At 49.0% G+C, this 17,909-nt stretch carries 16 protein-coding genes; 1 reads left to right on the top strand and 15 read right to left on the bottom strand.

Annotation, left to right across the window (positions count from 1 at the left end; genetic code table 11):
- Window positions 1–4 precede the first annotated feature (4 nt).
- The 11 genes from G548_RS0106150 to G548_RS0106100 all read right to left on the bottom strand — a co-directional run bounded on the left by G548_RS0106150 (window position 5) and on the right by G548_RS0106100 (window position 10,923).
- A complete protein-coding gene (locus G548_RS0106150; protein ID WP_022793277.1) occupies window positions 5–868 on the bottom strand; it encodes an alpha/beta fold hydrolase in 864 nt (287 codons plus the stop codon).
- Entirely contained in the window at window positions 849–1,748 is a 900-nt protein-coding gene (locus tag G548_RS0106145) for an alpha/beta fold hydrolase (RefSeq protein WP_022793276.1), read from the bottom strand. The genes G548_RS0106150 and G548_RS0106145 overlap by 20 nt, the downstream gene beginning before the upstream one ends.
- Before the next feature lie 119 nt (window positions 1,749–1,867).
- Window positions 1,868–2,608, bottom strand: coding sequence for an SDR family oxidoreductase (locus G548_RS0106140; RefSeq protein ID WP_022793275.1), 741 nt, complete (start codon window positions 2,606–2,608; stop codon window positions 1,868–1,870).
- A gap of 122 nt (window positions 2,609–2,730) precedes the next feature.
- The gene (locus tag G548_RS0106135; protein ID WP_022793274.1) at window positions 2,731–3,717 is read right to left on the bottom strand and encodes a ketoacyl-ACP synthase III; all 987 of its coding nucleotides are present in this window, start codon (window positions 3,715–3,717) and stop codon (window positions 2,731–2,733) included.
- Window positions 3,718–3,889: 172 nt separating this feature from the next.
- Window positions 3,890–5,392 carry a phytoene desaturase family protein gene (locus G548_RS0106130; protein WP_022793273.1) on the bottom strand — a complete coding sequence of 501 codons (1,503 nt, stop codon included), beginning with the start codon at window positions 5,390–5,392 and terminating at the stop codon, window positions 3,890–3,892.
- Between the two features lie 18 nt (window positions 5,393–5,410).
- Entirely contained in the window at window positions 5,411–5,971 is a 561-nt protein-coding gene (locus G548_RS0106125) for a methyltransferase family protein (protein ID WP_022793272.1), read from the bottom strand.
- 105 nt (window positions 5,972–6,076) lie between these two features.
- Window positions 6,077–7,384, bottom strand: a complete 1,308-nt coding sequence (locus tag G548_RS0106120) for a (Fe-S)-binding protein (RefSeq protein ID WP_022793271.1) — start codon at window positions 7,382–7,384, stop codon at window positions 6,077–6,079.
- The gene (locus G548_RS0106115; RefSeq protein WP_022793270.1) at window positions 7,377–8,780 is read right to left on the bottom strand and encodes an FAD-binding oxidoreductase; all 1,404 of its coding nucleotides are present in this window, start codon (window positions 8,778–8,780) and stop codon (window positions 7,377–7,379) included. The genes G548_RS0106120 and G548_RS0106115 overlap by 8 nt, the downstream gene beginning before the upstream one ends.
- Window positions 8,781–8,900: 120 nt before the next feature.
- Window positions 8,901–9,290, bottom strand: a complete 390-nt coding sequence (locus G548_RS0106110; RefSeq protein WP_022793269.1) for a tautomerase family protein — start codon at window positions 9,288–9,290, stop codon at window positions 8,901–8,903.
- Between the two features lie 22 nt (window positions 9,291–9,312).
- The gene (locus G548_RS0106105; protein WP_022793268.1) at window positions 9,313–10,179 is read right to left on the bottom strand and encodes a class II fructose-bisphosphate aldolase; all 867 of its coding nucleotides are present in this window, start codon (window positions 10,177–10,179) and stop codon (window positions 9,313–9,315) included.
- A 168-nt stretch (window positions 10,180–10,347) separates the two neighbouring features.
- On the bottom strand, window positions 10,348–10,923 hold the full coding sequence (locus G548_RS0106100; RefSeq protein ID WP_022793267.1) for a hypothetical protein: 576 nt from the start codon (window positions 10,921–10,923) through the stop codon (window positions 10,348–10,350).
- Between the two features lie 196 nt (window positions 10,924–11,119).
- Here G548_RS0106100 and G548_RS0106095 point away from each other — a divergent pair, with 196 nt between their 5' ends.
- Window positions 11,120–12,055, top strand: a complete 936-nt coding sequence (locus tag G548_RS0106095) for an aldo/keto reductase (protein WP_156847912.1) — start codon at window positions 11,120–11,122, stop codon at window positions 12,053–12,055.
- A gap of 46 nt (window positions 12,056–12,101) precedes the next feature.
- Here G548_RS0106095 and G548_RS0106090 read toward each other — a convergent pair whose 3' ends face one another.
- The 4 genes from G548_RS0106090 to G548_RS0106075 form a co-directional block, all read right to left on the bottom strand.
- On the bottom strand, window positions 12,102–12,380 hold the full coding sequence (locus tag G548_RS0106090) for a peptidoglycan-binding domain-containing protein (protein ID WP_169435228.1): 279 nt from the start codon (window positions 12,378–12,380) through the stop codon (window positions 12,102–12,104).
- A gap of 188 nt (window positions 12,381–12,568) precedes the next feature.
- Window positions 12,569–13,807, bottom strand: a complete 1,239-nt coding sequence (locus G548_RS0106085; protein ID WP_022793264.1) for a C40 family peptidase — start codon at window positions 13,805–13,807, stop codon at window positions 12,569–12,571.
- A gap of 318 nt (window positions 13,808–14,125) precedes the next feature.
- Window positions 14,126–15,193, bottom strand: coding sequence for a tartrate dehydrogenase (locus G548_RS0106080; protein ID WP_022793263.1), 1,068 nt, complete (start codon window positions 15,191–15,193; stop codon window positions 14,126–14,128).
- Window positions 15,194–15,410: 217 nt separating this feature from the next.
- A complete protein-coding gene (locus G548_RS0106075; protein ID WP_022793262.1) occupies window positions 15,411–17,900 on the bottom strand; it encodes a rhamnogalacturonan lyase in 2,490 nt (829 codons plus the stop codon).
- Between the last annotated feature and the right edge of the window lie 9 nt (window positions 17,901–17,909).

Here is a 17,909-nt window from a genome sequence, read left to right as displayed (position 1 = left end):
GGTTTCACGTTTGTTCTATAAATTCCGTAATCAAATGCTCCACAATATCCGGCTGCTCATGAACCACCCAGTGCGTCGCATCGGATACAAAAATCAATTCTCCGGAGCGGCAGTATTCAAGGCTCGTCCGGGCAGAGGCCTTCGATAGAAAGGCATCCCCCACGCCCCATATGATCCGTACCGGCGGGGTCACATGGCTTGATTCCACAATATCCTTCGGCCCTTTTCTCATCCCTCTGTACCAATTGATCATGGTCGTGACCGCATTTGGCTGCGACCATGCTTCTTTGTATCTTTCCAGGTCTTCTTCTGTAAAGCTTCCCGGCCTGCTTGTTTTCACGAGACCGTTGGCAAACTCTTCAAAGTCATTATAGGCGAGCAGTTTTTCCGGCAGCCTGGGAAGCTGAAAAAACAGCATGTACGAGCTTCTCAAAAGCTGGGTCGGATCTTTTTTCATACTGGCCGGCATCGCCGGGAGATGTGGGATATTGATAGCAATAAATTTTTCTACATATTCCGGCCTTGATGCTGCCGTATACCAGCCTACCGCCCCGCCCCAGTCGTGGCCGATGATCACTGCTTTTTCCCTGCCCATCGCTTTGATAAGCCCTGTCACGTCGTTACGCAGCTCATCCAGGGCATAGGCTTCAATCTCAAGCGGCTTGCTGCTTTGATTGTATCCGCGCTGATCCGGCGCCGCCACCCGGTACCCGCGTGCTGCAAGCGGCCCGATTAGATGTCTCCACTCATACCAAAATTCCGGAAAGCCATGGAGAAGCACGACGAGCGGGCCCTCCTCCGGGCCAGCTAGTGCCGTGTGTAAGGAAACGCCGTTTACTTTTATTGTCTCAAAGCTGATACTCTGCATACGTATTGCCCCCTAGTTGGTTTTCCTGAATAAAGCTTTTAATGAACTGCGTGACAAGCTCTGGCTGTTCATGATGTACCCAGTGCGTCGCTTCTTCAATAAACACCCCGTCTCCATCGCTGCAGTATTTCAGGCTTTCTTTAGCAGCAGCGGTGCCCAAAAACCAGTCGTGCATGCCCCAGATCATCCGTACGGGCACATTGATGGTTTCTGTGCTCATCGCTTCTGCCGGTCCGAATGGGATAGCCCGAAACCAATTGAACATGGCCGTTACGCTGCCGGGCTGGGACCAGGCAAACTGATACCCGTCCAGCTCCTGCTTTGAAAATGCTCCGGGGCAGCTTGTCACAGTCAGGTGAGCCTTCAATGCAGCATATTGGAACATGGAAGCTCCTTTATCCGGAAGAGCGGGAAGCTGGAAGGCCGCCATGTAATACCCCTTGAGCAGATCCAATGGGTGCGTGAGCATCGTCTTGGGCATAGCCGTTAAATGCGGCATGTTAACAGGGATAAACAGCGAAATGTATTCAGGACGGGTAAGCGCCATATACCAGCCCGCTGCCCCGCCCCAGTCGTGACCCACTATTACAGCCTTTTCTCTTTTGAAGTGAGAAATGAGCCCGATGATATCGTCCCGGAGGGCGTCCATCGTGTAGGGTGCTGTGCCGGAGGGCTTGGCGCTCAAATGATAACCCCTCTGATCAGGGGCCACGACAAAATATCCCTCCTCCGCCAGTTTATGCATCTGCTTTTCCCACGCCCGCCAAAACTCCGGGAAGCCGTGCAGCAGAATGATCATTTCCCCGTCCTTTGGTCCCGCAGTGGCGATATGAAGACGAATGCCGTTTACGTGTACATATTTAAATGATAGCTCTGCCATCAAAAACCTCCTTCACTCTATGAGTTTCTTTACCCGGAAACGCACTGATTCAATGGTGAAATTCGGTACGTCTCTATAAATGACAATGGCACCTGCCCAGGTGGACAGATGCCGTGGTTTTACATTTGCGCGGTCGGGCGTACGACAATCTCATTAACGGATACTTCCGCCGGTTCTTCAATCGCGTAACGAATGGTGCGTGCAATGCTATCTGAAGAGATGGCGTTTTTATACAGCTCATCTACGCGTGCTTTCACCTGATTGTCCGATATCGTTTCGGTAAGCTCCGATTCCACAGCCCCTGGTGAAATGATGGTGGAGCGGATGTTATTTTCCGGCGATTCCTCTTTACGAAGTCCCTCCGAAATAGCACGCACAGCGTATTTCGTGCCGCTGTAGACAGCGCCACCCGGAGACACCTGATGGCCCGCTACCGAGGAAACGTTAATAATGTGCCCTTCTTTTCTTTCCCTCATATAGGGAAGAACGGCGCCAATACCATAAAGTACGCCTTTAATGTTCACATCGATCATCTGGTTCCAGTCTTCAAACTGCCGGTTCCGCAGCATCGAAAGCGGCATCAGCCCGGCATTGTTTACGATAACGTCAATTTGGCCGTACGTTTCATTGGCAAACTGGGCGAGTTCGTCCATCTGCTCCTGGGAGGTGACATCCACTACTTTATAGGCAGCCGTGCCGCCGTCCTGTTCAATGTCCTTTTGAAGCTGCTGAAGACGTTCCTCCCGGCGGGCAGCCAGCACTACTTTAGCCCCTTTGCCGGCTAATTCTTTAGCCGCTGCTTCACCGATACCACTTGAAGCGCCGGTAAGTATAACTACTTTTCCTTCAACCTCTGCCATGCTATTTCCTCCAATGCTGTTCTGAATTGATTACGTACTCTCTATACCCGCCGCACTATAATCATAACCTTCGCTGCTCATCAAAAAAAGAGCCCCCGGCCCCGGGAGCTCCTTCAGTTCAATTATTCTGCATGCCAGCGTACTAATAACGCGGACTGTGCCAGACCGCCACCAAATCCGTAAATAAGCACGAGGTCGCCGTTTTTCAGCCGTCCGTCCTTCTGCGCTTCCCGGAGAGACAGCGGAATCGTAGCGGACGAGGTGTTGCCGTAATACTCCAGGCTCGTCAGCGTCTTTTCCACCGGAATACCAGTACGTTCGCAAATGGATTCGATCATTCTCATGTTCGCGCTGTGCGGGGCAAACCAGTCGATATCCTCAATCGTCACTCCCGCATCGTTCAGAAGCTTATCGATGCCCTGGGGCACGGTCTTAACCGCCCACTTGTAAACCTCCCGGCCGTTCTGGACGACATAGCCGTCCGGGTCCACTTCCTGTCCGCCAATTTGATTGGACAAATCCGTACAATACAGGTATTCCCCTTTTTTGCCGTCCGAGTCTGTGAGAGCAGCCAGAAAGGATGGATTGCTTTCATCCGCTTCCACAAGAGCTGCTCCGGCCCCGTCCCCGAACAAAATACATGTTGCCCGGTCCGTATAATCCGTGATTTTGGACAGTGTTTCAGCACCGATCACCAGCACTTTACGGTGAAGACCAGAGCTGATCATGCCATCGGCCATATGCAGCCCGTAGGAGAAACCGGCACAGGCAGCGTTTAAATCAAAGGCACCGGCTCCGGAAATGCCGAGACTCGCCTGTACCAGAGAAGCGACACTCGGCGTTTTGTGGTCCGGTGTCAGCGTACACACAATAATCAAATCCACATCGTCAAGCGTCTTCCCGCTTACCTGCTGCAGCTCCTCCGCTGCTTTCACGCAGATCGTGCTGGTGAACTCATCCTCTTCCGTGATCCGGCGTTCCTTGATGCCGGTACGGGACGTAATCCACTCATCGTTTGTTTCCACCATTTTTTCCAGATCATCATTTGTCAGTCGTTTTTCCGGAACAAAGGATCCTAATGCTGTAATTGAAGCTTTTGATTGTACCATCGGTATGTAACCCCCGTTTTATGTATAATTACCGCCTATGCGCTTTTATTTTCGTTGAATCTCATACTTAATTTATATTATCACAAAACTAAGGCTTATGCCTCCTTTGCTTTGTTCCCCCCTCGTTTTGAACAGACAAAAACCCTCCCTGGTTCAGGGGAGGGTTCACGGGTCATTTTTTTACTTCTGCCTGCTCGTGTTTTTGAATCAGATCTGCTGTCAGCTGGCCGGACAGCGTAACCATTGGTACACCGCCGCCGGGATGCGTGGAGCCTCCGGCAAAATACAGATTGTCATAAATTCTGCTTTTCGCCGGCACTTTGAATCCGCCGTTTACTTTTTGGTCAGAGGCTACGCCGTAAATCGAGCCTCCGTTGGCGCCGTAGAGTTCTTCAAGGCCTTCCGGGGTGAAGCGGTATTCAAATTCGATTGACTCCCGCAGGCCATCCAGGCCATTTCGTTCTAATTTATTCAAAATTGTCTCCCGGTATTTGTCCCAGTCAAAGGATTTTTTCTGTTTGGCGTCCATTGGAGGAACATGCGTCAGCACGAACAGGTTGTCTTTTCCCGCCGGCGCCTGCGTTTCATCCGAACGGGCGGAGATGCCGATATACACTGTCGGGTCATCGGCCGGAACCTTTTCTTCGAATACCTGCTTAAACTCAAGCTCTGGATCCTCGGAGAAAAAGAAATTGTGGTGGTGCAGCCCGTCGAATTTTTTATTCACTCCAAGCAACAGCACAACTCCGGAAACAGTGGGAATAAACGTTTTGCTTAGTTTTTTGGATTCTTTTTTCGCTTTCGCTTCCGGAGGAGCAATCGTGTTATAGGCAGGGATTGCTTCAAGATTCGACACGACCACATCTGCCTCATACGTTTCTCCGTCCTCTGTTTCCACACCGTGCACCCGGTCGTTTTCCACCAGGAGCCGGCTGACCGGACTGTTCAGATGAATATCAACCCGGAGCTCCTGCATCAGGCGCTCCATGCCTTCGGCAATTTTATACATACCGCCCTTCACATAATGAATACCGAGTCCAAGCTGCACATAAACGAGCTGGTTTAAAATGGCCGGGGCTGCGTATGGATTAGAGCCAACATACATAATGAAAAAGTTGAACATCTGCTCGAGGTATTTGTTGTCAAACTGTTTATGCGTCGCTTTGGCCACCGTATTCAACGGGTCCATTTTCATTAAGTCGCCCAAAGTGTGGTGGCTTTTTAAATCCTTTAAATCTTCGATGCTGTATTTATAAAAGCTTTTCATGCATAATTCATACATTTCTTCGGTATAGGATAAAAATTCCGTAATTTTACGGCTCGGCTGATCCGTTACTTTCGCTGCTTCTTCAATCATGCCGGGCAGATCACTCGTCACATTCAGCGATGTCCCGTCCTCGAAAAATGTCTTCCACTGCGGCTCGACCCGCTCTACCTGTATGTAGTCATCAAGGTAACGGTTCGCGCTGTGAAACAGCTGTTCAAGCACCCATGGCATTGTCAGAATAGACGGCCCGGTGTCAAAGGTGAATCCTTTCCCGCTGCGGCGGTTTAGTTTCCCGCCAAGGTTTTCATTTTTCTCCAGTAACGTTACCTCATATCCATCCGTCTGCAGCCGGATCGCTGCGGACATGCCTCCAAGACCTCCGCCGATGACAATTGCTTTTTTCTTCAAATAGCACACCTCCGTGAATTAGTACAAAAATGGGATCAACCGGTTTCTCTGCCGGCACCATAAACGATACGTATCGCCGTGCGTCTGGCGCAGCATTTCTTCTTCAATGCGGATACGGTAAAGAAGCGCCGGCACCATGACTCCTGTACTTATGACTGCTGCTCCGGGGCTATTCATGAATAAGCAAAAGCCAAGTACAATGAAAAATAAAGCGGTATACAGCGGATGGCACAAACGACGGTACGGTCCGCTGCTTACCAGGCGGTCCCCGTTTCTGACAGAAACGTCTCTGCTGAACTGGTCCCGCAAATGGAGAATTCCCCAATACCGCAGGGCAATGCCGGCTCCGTACAGACAAAGGCCGGCGGCCTGCAGCCAAACTGATGAGAGACTGAGAAAACCAGTCTCGCCAAATACCACCGCGGTCCCCACCGACAGAATGATGGCCGCAAGTATCCAGCGGAATGAGCGGCGCTCAGTACACTCCGGTTCCTTTGAAGGGGCTTTCCGCCTGAATAAAAAAAATTCGGCGATCCAGAAGAAGGTAACAACCACAAATATTGTATCAATCAACACCATGGTTTTACCTTCTCCCTTCACGCCTCGTTTCTTTTTACACTCGTTACCATTTCCCCCTTCTTGGCTGCCGCTAAACCAAAAGCCCCCTCCTGTTGTTTTTTCCTTTTACGCCTTCACCGTCTTTTTAGTTACCGGCTTTGCTTTCATCAAAAGATCCACAATATGCACCGTATCAATTTCTTCTTCAAGACCTTCCCGCTGCACTCCCAGCTTCATTTGAAGCATGCAGCCCGGGTTGGTCGTGACAATTCCTTCCGGGCACTGCCGTTTAACGTCTTTCATTTTCACATCCAGAATATCCATCGCATCCTCATGCTGCGTAATATTGTAGATGCCCGCTGAGCCACAGCAGAAATCAGGCCGGTCGAGTTCTTTAAGCGTAACCCCCGGCACGGAGCGGATCAACTGCAGCGGCGGTTCTTTTACCTTCTGCACATTCGTCATGTGACAGGAAGGCTGATACGTATAGGTTTCCTCGACTCTTTCGGTAAACTCCAGACCGTCAAGCTCCACCAGTACTTCAGTAATATCTCTAACCCTGTCGGAGAAAGCTTTTGCCCGCTCTTCCCACTCCGGATCACCGGCAAACAGCTCTCCGTATTTATGCAGCTGGGCTCCGCACCCCCCGGCATTGTTTACGATATAGTCAACCGGCTTCTCCTCAAACGCCTGTATATTTTGCTTGGCAAGCTCTACAGCTTCAGGCTCTTTGCCTGCATGGGCATGCAGCGCTCCGCAGCAGGTCTGCGTTTTCGGCAGCTGCACCTCTGCCCCGGAAAGCCGGAGCAGTTCCATCGTTTTCTCATTTTGTCTGAAAAATACACTGTCCATCACACACCCGGTGAAAAAAGCAACTACTGCTTTCGGTGGCCCGGCCGGGTGCAGGCGATTTTTCCTCGCATGCCTCTCTTTCGGGGAAGGGACCGGGGGCAGCACCTGCTCGAATTTACCGAGGTGAAGCGGTGCCGCAGACATTAAATTCAACCCCCGGGCCGCTTTTTGCAGACCGCTCACCTGATACAGCCACGTGGCATTTCCAAGCTGGTGCATCCATGCCGCAGAAGGAAAGAATGAGTGAAACAAAAAGTGCTCGGTTTTTTGCTGTACGAACGTTTTTTCTTCGTATTCATCAATTACATGCTTTGCACTTTCAAACAGCTGTCCATACTGTACATCTGTCGGGCATACAGTCGTACATGCCATGCATCCCAGGCATTTGTCGATCGGCTGTTTTAAATCCTCCACTGACGCTTTTCCCTCTGCTACCATTTTTATTAAATTAATACGGCCGCGCGGGGAGTGCGTCTCCCGCTCCATCGTTTCATAGGTCGGGCAAACAGGAAGACAGTAGCCGCACTGCACACAGTCAAAGGTCAAATCGTAGCGGAGCATGCCTTTAAGTGTATCAGCCATCACGCAGCACCAGCTTCTGCCCTTTTTCTGCGAAGATTTTCCCCGGATTCATAATGTTGTTGGGGTCCCAGGCTTCTTTAATCCGCTTAAGCATCGATACTCCCACCTCTCCCATTTCCTGTTCCATAAAGGGGGCTTTCATCGTGCCGATGCCGTGTTCTCCGGAAAGCGTCCCGCCAAGGTCCAGGGCCGCCCGGAAGATTTCTGCGACCGCTTTTTCAGCGCGGATCATTTCTTCTTCATCCCGCTGGTCACACATAATATCCGGGTGCAGATTGCCGTCCCCGATATGCCCGAATACGACGAGCTCCACCTGATACTCCTCCTTGATTTGCTTCAGCCGATCCATCATTTCAGGAATCCGGCTTCTCGGCACCGTAGCATCTTCAGAAATTTTTGTCGGTTTAATCGTCGCAATTGCCGGCGACACAAGCTTTCTTGCACTCCACAGCTTCTGTGCTTCCTCGTCGCTTTCCGCTGTAATAATTGGATCTGCCTGCAGCTCCTCGAGAATTTGTTTCACCTGTTCGGCTTCTAATTTAATTGTCTCCGGATGCCCGTCGAGTTCGATCAAAAGCAGTGCTTCCGAGGAGGTGGGAAGACCTGACGGGCGGTACCGCTCGACGGCTTCAATACAGGCCCGGTCCATAAATTCCATTTTTGCCGGAAGCACTCCTGAGGTGAGCGTTTTGGAGATAGCCTTCCCGGCTGTTGCCATATCTGTAAAAGCGGCCATCATCGTTTGTACGGCCGGAGGCTTTGGGACCAGCTTGAGCGTCGCTTTTGTAATCACGCCAAGCGTCCCTTCGGAGCCGACAAGCAGCTTTGTTAAATCGTAACCGGTTACATTTTTAATCGTTCGCCCGCCTGTATGCATAATGTCACCCTCGGGCGTAACAATTTCAAGACCGATCACAAAATCCTTGGTCACGCCGTACTTCAGCCCTCTCGGCCCTCCGGAATTTTCGGCCAGATTCCCGCCAATCGTTGACACGTGGGCACTGCTTGGATCAGGCGGGTACATTAAACCGTGATTTTCAGCGGCTGCATGAATATCAGCTGTCAGCACACTCGGCGTGACGACTGCAATCAAGTCATCAGCGAAAACGTTAATTTCCCGGGGCCATTGAGCCATGTCCAGCAGTATTCCTCCCTTAACCGGCAGCGGACCTCCGCTCAGACAGGTGCCCTGCCCTCTGGGCGTTACGGCCAAGCCGAACTGATTGGCAATTTTCATGATTGTCTGTACTTCTTCTGTCGTTTTGGGCTGTACGACCACTTCCGGCAGATGCTCGCCAAAAGAAGCATCAAAGCTGTAGCTGTATCGGTCGGCAAGCTCTGTAAACACCCGTTTATTACTTAAAAGAGCGCGCAGTTGTTCTTCCCATTCGTGCAATGAAAGCAGCTCCTTTCTCCCTTCTCTTTAACAACTTATCATTATCGTACTCCCCCACCCGAATGAATGCAATATTCTGGCAAAAGAAGGCCGGAGCTGCCCGCAGACAGCCTCCAGCCTTCACAGCTTCCCGTTTAAAAACTGGGCTTCTCCCAGTCCGAAGCTCCAATCTGCTTCTGTATTTTCAGTAATCGACACCATCACGTCTGCCGGATCGATATAACAGCGGCTTTGCAGGTGTCCGGCAATTTTTTGATACAGCTGTTTTTTCTGTTCTGCTGTACGTGTTTTACTGATCACCTGGATAACCACAACATTATTCGTCCGTTCAAAGCCGAGCCCGGTGTCTTCGATATACATTTCATACGGCTTATGCTGAGTAATTGTCTGATAGCGGTCCCTGGCCGGAACTTCAAAGCTTTCAACCACTGCGTCATGCACAGCGTCTGCGAGCAGCTTTAACTCCTCTTCCGTGCGCCCCTCGATAACATCAATCCGTATTAAAGGCATCTTACCCCTCCTTTAGGGAATTTCATTTCATTTTGACTTCAGAAGCTTTGCCTGCGCTGCCAAAAATATTCATATGCTTTAAAACGTTCGCCCTCGCTCCCTTCACTTCATCCTGGTGCAGATCAAAATAGTTTTGATAAGCTCCCTTCGAGGCGAATGTGTCGTTTACCTGCTCTGTCACCTGATTAAATGTCGATGTCGCTACATTGATCTTCCGCACTCCGGCCCCGATACACTGCTGAAACACCCTTTCACTGATCCCCGAACCCCCGTGCAGCACAAGCGGGACTGATGTGCAGGCCTTAATTTCCCGCAGACGGTCCACTCTGATGTCCGGCTCGCCTTTGTACATGCCGTGCGCATTTCCTATAGCTACTGCAAGCGCATCCAGACCAGTTTCCTTTTCCATCCGCTCTGCGTCCCCCACACTTGTCAGCTGCATTTCGATATTCTCGGAACCATCTTCGCTTCCACCCACTCTGCCTATTTCAGCCTCCACAGTGGCACCGTATTTTTCAGCCCTTTGAACAATTCTGGCCGTATTTTCAATATTTGTTTCCAGCTCGTGATGAGAGCCGTCGTACATGACAGAGCTGAAACCAATCTCGAGGGCCTGTTCAATGACCGGTGTACTCATTCCGTGATCAAGATGCACTGCTACCGGCACGTCCGACTTTCTGGCAGCTGCCACCATCAGTGGGCCAAGCAGATGCAGCGGCGAATGGTTCAGACGCACCTCAGCCACCTGCAGAATCAGCGGAGACTGCAGCTCTTCCGCTGCCTGCACAGCTCCCATTACCATTTCCATATTAGCTACGCTAAATGATCCAACTCCATAATTCCCTTCCTCCGCCTGTGATAATATTGTTTTCATCGGCACTAAACCCATTGGCCTCTTCACTCCTCCGCGTGTACTTATCGCATGTTTGATATCGCTTTCAAAATTAAACAAAAAACTAGTTAAGCGCTTAACTTATTATAAACATATTCAATTAGTGTTTCAATACTTCCATCTGCATATAAAAAGACTCCGAAGGAAATCTTCGGAGCCCGGGCATTATTCTCTTGCCGATTTGTTAATGTCTTCATCCATGTTTCCAGTGGAACCGATCGTTGGAAGATCGCTGTCGCTGTACTTCGAAGCATCGGTAGCGCTCTGATACTCTTTTGTTTTAGTATCATCGTCGTCAGAACCAGCAACCTCATCTTTGGCTTCTTTTACCTGGCTGCCGGCTTCTTTTAATTCTTCCCCGGCATCTTTAGCCGTGTCGCCTACGCCTTTCAGTTCTTCACCGGCTTCCTTCGCCGTTGACACCACTTCTTCTGAGTCGTCCTTCACTTTTTGAACCTGGGCGATTAGATCTTTGCCGTAATTATTGTATACATCCTGAAGCTGGGTACCAATGGTTTTGGCCAGCTCTGTAGCGTTCTGGATACGTTCCATGAAGTCATCCTTATTCACTGCGTCGCTGTTTTTGGCGTTTTCCTTATACTGACTGGCAGTTTCTTTTGCTTCTGAAGACTTTTCCTTCACCGTGTCACGCGCTGAACGATTTAGAAATACTGCCCCAATACCTGCAATGATTACAGAAGCTATAATAATTGGTAATTTACTGTTTTGCTGTTCTGGCATATGTTTCTCCCCTTTATTCTCAGTATCCTTCGTAATAGAACCTATCTATTCCTTACCTTTATCTTTTCTTTAGTAAACGTGAATTTCTGCGAAATTGTACACTTATTCATACGAACCAAAAAATGTTTAGCTTCTGGTTACAGGTGAAATATGAATAAGTGTGCTGAAATTACAAAGGAGTGACGTTTATATGGCAATGAATCGTGTAACACTTGGAAAATCTGAAGTCACTGTAAATCCTCTTGGACTTGGAACCAACGCAGTGGGCGGACATAATATTTATCCCGACATGCTCGATGAAGAGCAGGGAAAAGCGTTAACCGCCACTGCCATCGATAACGGTGTGGACCTGTTGGATACAGCGTTTATTTACGGACCGCGCCGTTCCGAAGAACTCGTCGGTGAAGTAGTAAAAGAAAAAAATGCCCGTGAACAGGTTGTTATCGCTACAAAAGCAGCCCATAAATTTCTCGACAACGGCGACACTGTTATGGACAACTCTCCGGAATTTTTAAAACAGTCCGTAGATGACGCACTCCACCGCCTGCAAACGGACTATATTGATTTATTTTATATTCATTTCCCGGATGAAGACACGCCGAAGGATGAAGCAGTCGGCGCCCTGCAGGAAATGAAGGAAGCCGGAAAAATCCGCTCTATCGGCGTATCGAATTTCACTCTGGATCAGTTGAAGGAAGCAAACAAGAATGGATATGTGGACGTAGTGCAGTCTGAATATAATCTGTTGAACCGCGAAGTGGAAAAAGACATTCTTCCATACACTGCAGAAAACAACATTACCTTCGTACCTTATTTTCCACTTGAGTCTGGCCTCTTAGCCGGAAAATACGATGAAAATACTACATTTAACGATATCCGTGCCCAAAAGCCTAATTTTCAGGGAGAGACATTTAAAGAAAATCTCCGCAAAGTAAACGAAGTGAAAAAAATCGCGGAACGTAAAGGTGAAGAAACAGCTCACGTCGTTCTCGCCTGGTATCTGCATCAGCCTTCGGTAGACGTTTTGATTCCTGGAGCCAAAAGCTCCGATCAAGTGGTTAATAACCTGAAAACCTCCGAAGTGGAACTGACGAAAGAAGAAGTAGAGCAAATCAGCAGCATTTTTTCCTAAAACAGAAAAGAAGCTGAAGCTACGTTGGCTTCAGCTTCTTTTTTTATCAGGAAAGCTTTCCAAGGGTCGCCTCTCCGGCCACACCATCTGTTGTTAATCCTTCATACTTCTGGAAAGCTTTCACCGATGAGGTGGTGACTGAACCGTAAACCCCGTCCGTTTTCCCGCTGTGAAATCCTTCCTGCTGGAGGGCTTCCTGAAGCTCTTCCACATCTTCTCCGCGGTCTCCCGGATGCAGGGTTTCACTACCTAAAGCGGCATCGGCATCGGCAGGCACAAATAATAATAAAACAGCGAGCATGAACGCTGACATTCTTCTTTTCATTGCAATCCCACGCTTTCTATCTGTTGATGCTCTTTTATTGTAAGCACCGGGCATGGGCAGAACAATGGCTATTACAGAGTTGTAAACAATACGTAACTCCCTGTTCATACGTGTAATTTTATAAACTTTTTCTGCAATCCTGAATAAGAGGCCGCCGTTTCTGCTGAACGGCGGCCTCTAAGTATAAGTCAGAAGCTTCCGGCCCCTATGTAGCGCGGAGCCCAGTATGGATTACTCATGCTGCTAATAGTAACGCCTGTTGAGGATCCTGCGTGAATAAACTGGTTGTTTCCAATGTATATTCCGTTATGCGATGCTCCCGCCTTGTAGGTGGTGAAAAACACCATATCCCCCACCTGCGGGCTAGATACCTTTTTACTTGCAGCATACTGCTGGGCCACCGTACGTGGAAGACTTGTGCCGTTTTGCTTGTATACATACTGGGTGAATCCGCTGCAGTCGAATCCTCTCGTCGTCGTGCCTCCCCATACATACGGAACACCTATAAACTGCTTCGCTGTACTTATCAGCCCTGATACACTTCCTGAAGATCCTGAGCTGACTTTTTCCGGAGAGGAGCTGGTTCCATTTTTCACAGAAGAATCGCTTAATGCTTTCCATGTATTAGGACCGACGATCCCATCAGTGCTCAAACCAGCTGCCCGCTGCAGGGCCTTCACTGCCCCTGCTGTCTGCGGACCGAACTGGCCGTCGACTGCTCCTGAAAGGAATCCTTTGCTTTTAAGCGTCTGCTGCATGCTTTTCACACTATTGCCCGTATCTCCCTGCCGGAGCGTTTTGGTTCCGGTTTCCGAAGAGGAAGTATCCGACTTGGCAGGGTTTGAATCATTCGTACTGCCTGAGGATGATTTAAAGTTGCTTAACGCTTTAAATGTATTCGGGCCTGCCACACCGTCAACACCGATTCCCACTGCTTTTTGAAACGCAATAACTGAAGACTTCGTGACCGGGCCAAATTCTCCGTCAAGCGATCCGGTATGGAATCCTTTGCTTTTCAGCTTTGCCTGGAGATCCCGGACATCGCTGCCCGAAGCACCTGCCTTTAATACACTTGAAGACGAGCTGGTGGAGCTGTCAGAAGCTTTAGAGCTTTTTTCGGGTGAAGCTTGTTTTTGGTTTAAACTCATTTTGGAAAATGTGTTCGACCCGGCTATACCATCCGAGGTAATACCCGCTGAACGCTGAAAGGCCTGCACGGATCCCGCGGTGGCCGGTCCATATATTCCGTCCACTGCTCCGTTATGATAGCCGTTCCCCTTTAACCAGTCCTGCAGTTCTTTAACTTCCGAACCCTTCGAGCCCTGACGTAGTGTTTGATCGCCTAACGCAGCATCTGCTGCAGCCGGCGCTGCAAAAACTACTGTTGCCGCAGCAACAATCGCTGCTGGATATGCATATTTTTTCATACACGTTCGCCCTAAGCTTCTGGCACCGCTGCGCTGAATAAGCGTAATGCGAAAAACCCCGGCGAATCCACCCCCTATTTGATCATGTGCTGCGATGTCTGACTCTACTGTTGTGTATAAAGTAGTATATAAGTGCCAGGGGGTACAGACAATATACTCACTACATTTGTATTAAAACTGTAACATTGAGCATAATAATCATAAAATGGAAATTAATCACTTCTTCAGTATCAAAAATCGTTAACTATCAAGGAGTTTCACGATTTACAAGCTGCGGGTGAGCGTCGTATTTATTATTAAATACCTATTAGTTAGTTCCTATTTTATGTTTTCAGATGTTAAGTATTCTTCCACTGCATTCACTACGTCTTCAGTAGAAGCATCGCCTCCAAGGTCTTTCGTGACCGTTCCCTGTTTGATGACATATTCAATAGCGTTCATTAGTGTCTGCGCTGCCGTACTTTCTCCGAGATGCTCAAGCATCATTTGAGCTGTCCACAGCTGGCCGATCGGATTGGCCAGTCCCTGGCCTTCAATATCCGGGGCAGAGCCGTGCACTGGCTCAAACATGGATGGATATTTTCCATTTATATTAATATTGGCGGCCGGTGCAATACCGATGCTTCCCATCAAAGCCGCGCCGATATCTGTCAGAATATCTCCGAATAAGTTGCTGCCGACGACGACATCCATGGTTTCTGGTTTAGTAACAAAGGCTGCCGCCAGAGCATCAATGTGTTCTGCCCTGGTCTCTATATTAGGATAATCTTTCTTTACCTCGTTAAACACTTCATCCCAAAATGGCATGGAAAAGACGATTCCGTTAGATTTCGTAGCAGAGGTCACATGACCGCTGCGATCTTTTGCCAGCTTAAAAGCATACTCCATGACTGCTTTTACTGCCCTTTTGGAAAATACGTTGTTTTGAATCGCAATTTCGTTCTCCCCGCTGTACATCCGGCCGCCGACTTCGCTGTATTCCCCCTCACTGTTTTCTCTGACCACCATCAGATTAAACTGATTTGGATTGGCGAGCGGAGAAGCAAGCCCTTCAAACTGGCGGGAAGGACGAACATTGATCTGCTGCTCAAAGCCGCGGCGTATATTAATTAAAAGTCCCCACAGAGAAACATGGTCCGGCACGAGGTCCGGGTGCCCAACCGCACCTAAAAACACGGCATCGAAGGCTTCAAGCTGCTCTAAACCATCCTCCGGCATCATTCTGCCATGCTCAAGGTAATAATCACAGCTCCAGGGAAAGTCTGTGACACGAAGTTCGAAGTCTCCCTGCACCCTCTCAAGCGTTTTTAGTACTCTCCAGGCAGCCGGTACTACCTCTTTACCTATTCCATCTCCAGCAATTGATGCAACCGTATATGTATTCATTTCTTCATCTCCTTTTTAGTGTATGCACTTTCATTTTTCCATTTCTTTTTGTGTTTGTCATCTTTTTTTTCTTCATCTCTCCTTATGCTTTTAGTCGAAAATGCCTTTTTTGGATAAAAATAAACTCATAAGCTCTTTGCGTGCTCCCCGGATAATATCCCGGCGCCGCAAAGCTGCTTATGAGTTTTGTGCGTTTTCTTGGCTGAATAACTTCTGCTTACTTTTCCCCTAAAAGGGTTTCTGCCTGCTCAGTGAGATCTTCCGCTGCTTCGTCGGACAAATGGTTCTCTTGTTTACTGAGCTGCTGTTTAAATTTTTCAAGAAAATCCACTGCTCTGTCTTCCCTGCCCTTTTCCTGATGACGGACAGCCTGCTTCAATGTATTTGATAGCTGCTTATCCGCCGGCCGTTCTACTTGTTCATTTTCTATATACTGCGACAGCGATTTCTCCAGACTTTCATATGAAACAGAACTGCTCTCAGTTAGTGGGACCTGCTCCCAGTCCATATCCGAGCCGAAATAAAAGCTTGGATAAGCCGGCTGATTGTAGGCCGTGTTCTGCCAGGCGATGCCGGTACGGTACTGCGCGTCCTCCATCAGACTGTACATTTTCGTCTCCGTTAGGCTCGTGTTGGTATAAATACGCACCGCCGAGCTGTCCTCTGTTCGTACAAGCATTTCTTCACGCCAGTCCCCATAGACATCTGCCACCAGTCCCGGGTTCCCTTTCGTGCCGTTATTAGTTCTTGTACCTTCCGCTTCCAGCACCGTTTCCCCGTTTCCATCTACAATACTTGGCGCCTCTTCTCCGGATCCTTCAATGATCTGTGTGGTGCCGTCACCTGCCCATTTGATATTCATATTTGTACCAGGGATCTCGTCATCCAATACTTCACCATCCGCAGCTCGGAGGTCCGTGGCCCACGTTTCCATTCCTGGGGAATCAGGAACTATATCTCCAATCATTCCACGGCCGGTGTCTTCACCGGTATATTCTCCGTAAAGCACTTCTCCGTTTTCTGCCGCGCGCAGCGCATAGCCGTAAGGAGCATTCGCTGCCCCTTCAAACACGGAAAAGATTTCAAGACCGTCACGTTCCGGATCGATATCTGCCACGTGCATTGCATCCCCGTGACCAAGCTTAGCTTCTGTGCCCGGATCTGCACTTCCCTCCGGAAGCTCGGCGGAAGAGCTGTACAACAATGAACCATCATTGTCTACGGTTGCTCCCCCGTAAATGATTTCCTGGCTGCCATCACCGTCAACATCGGCAGTGCTGAGTGAATGGTTGCCCTGTCCCGCTAAAGTACCCATTTCTTCATCAGTGCCGTCCGTACCGTGTGGAGACGCATTAAATGGGTTATCCATCGGCGTAAAGCCGCTGTCTGCTTCCCAGTGCTTCGTTAAAGAGCTTCCGTTCCATTCATAAGCGGTGATGCCAGCCCGTGTGTAATAACCTCTTGCAAACACTGCATAAGGCTTATCCTCTTCCAAATAAGCCGGAGCTGCCAGAAAGCGGTCCACCCGGTTTCCCGGTTCAATACGCTCCATCGCATAGTCTCCCCAGCGCAGTCCGTCATCCTCGCGCCCAGGCTCGTAATCGACGGTATCCATTTCCTCTCCCGTTTTGCCATTAAATACGGTTAAGTATTCAGGGCCGTCTACAATAAAGCCTTCAAATTCCCGCAAATTATTCCGGTCACTTCGGTCCGGAGCATATTCATCCATAAAATAGTCTGCCAGTTCTTCAGCTTCTTCACGTTCGAGTGGATAATCGTACCGCTGCTCAATACCGAAGGCTTTTTCAAGTGTTTCCGGCCACTGGCCGCTTTTTACTTCTTCATACTCCGGCCACTCCATAAACATGTCCACCACATGTTCATAATAATTATCACTGCTCAGCCGGTAATCATCGTCATGGGAATAACCGGCCTCTTTATCCTTTTCAGGCATAGTAATAAATTCTTCCGAAACCTGCTTTCCATCTTCATCGTACTGCAGCACCTTAGTTCCAGGTGCTGTTTTCATCATCAGCTCTGCCTGGCCATTTTCATCAAAGTCGTACGCTAAAAACTGTGTATAGTGGGCCCCTGAGCGGATATTTTTCCCCAAATCCACACGGTAAAGCAGCTTCCCTTCCATGGTATATACATCAATGTAGGTATTTCCCGTATAACCGTTCTGTGACACGTCTTTAGAATTGGTAGGATCCCACTGGACCACGTATTCATTTTTTCCGTCATTGTTCATGTCAGCTACGGCCATATCATTAGCTGTGTATTCATAATCCTCTCCGGCCGGGGTTGTTCCGCCTGCCGGTTTTTGCAGCGGAAGTTCATAGTATTTTTCATTTTCAGGGACGACCGCTTCGCTTTTTTCATCTGCAGTTTCTGCTTTCACACTATATTCAGCATCACTGTTTCCTTGTTCATCAACAAAATTAGTGCTGTTCTTCACTTCTGCAATCTTTTCACCGTCGCGGTAAACAATGAAATTCTCGCCCTCCAGGCCATTTTCAGCTGCAGCTGTGGCTTCTTCCTGAAATAGTCTCCAGCTTAAAAATACTCCTTCTTCTGTTTCATGGGCAATCAATCCCCGGTCTGTGCTTTGAGCTTCCTCTGCGCCCTTTGCAGAGACTGTTTCTCCACCTGCAAAGGCTGCAGCGCAGGCAGTGACCGCTGCAAGTCCTAATACGCGAAACTTCATCTAATCCCC

Origin of the sequence: Marinococcus halotolerans DSM 16375 (assembly GCF_000420725.1) — a bacterium.
GTDB classification, from domain to species: domain Bacteria; phylum Bacillota; class Bacilli; order Bacillales; family Marinococcaceae; genus Marinococcus; species Marinococcus halotolerans.
Note: the sequence above shows the minus strand (reverse complement) of the source record. Positions and strands in the feature narration are given on the sequence as shown.